The organism is Gloeomargarita sp. SKYB120, from assembly GCA_025062155.1.
Classification (GTDB): domain Bacteria; phylum Cyanobacteriota; class Cyanobacteriia; order Gloeomargaritales; family Gloeomargaritaceae; genus Gloeomargarita.
In genome coordinates, this window is sequence record JANXAM010000023.1 from 41,162 (window position 1) to 41,417 (window position 256).

General features: G+C 47.3%; 1 protein-coding gene. It reads left to right on the plus strand.

Going from position 1 to position 256, the window contains the following annotated elements; all coding sequences use genetic code 11:
• Positions 1 to 236: hypothetical protein (locus NZ705_09025; protein MCS7293093.1), on the plus strand; the 236-nt coding region annotated here is incomplete at its 5' end.
• Positions 237 to 256 lie beyond the last annotated feature (20 nt).

The following is a 256-nucleotide window of genomic DNA, read 5'->3' on the forward strand; positions in this document are numbered from 1 at the left end:
GACTCGGTGGTTTGAAGGATGTATCGTATGCTCAAAACAGTACTACATTAACCCTGAAGCAGGGACTCACAGTTGTGGGGGTACATTTGGGCGTAGCCCTTGGTTCACGTCTAGTGCCTGGCAATGTGTCCACTCAGGTTATTGGAACCATAACCACTGCGCTTCGTGGCGGATTGGTGAGTGTTTGTGCAGAAATCTTGTTTGTTTTAGGAAATCAGCGAGAACGACGAGGTTAGTAACGTCACAATATCTAGGT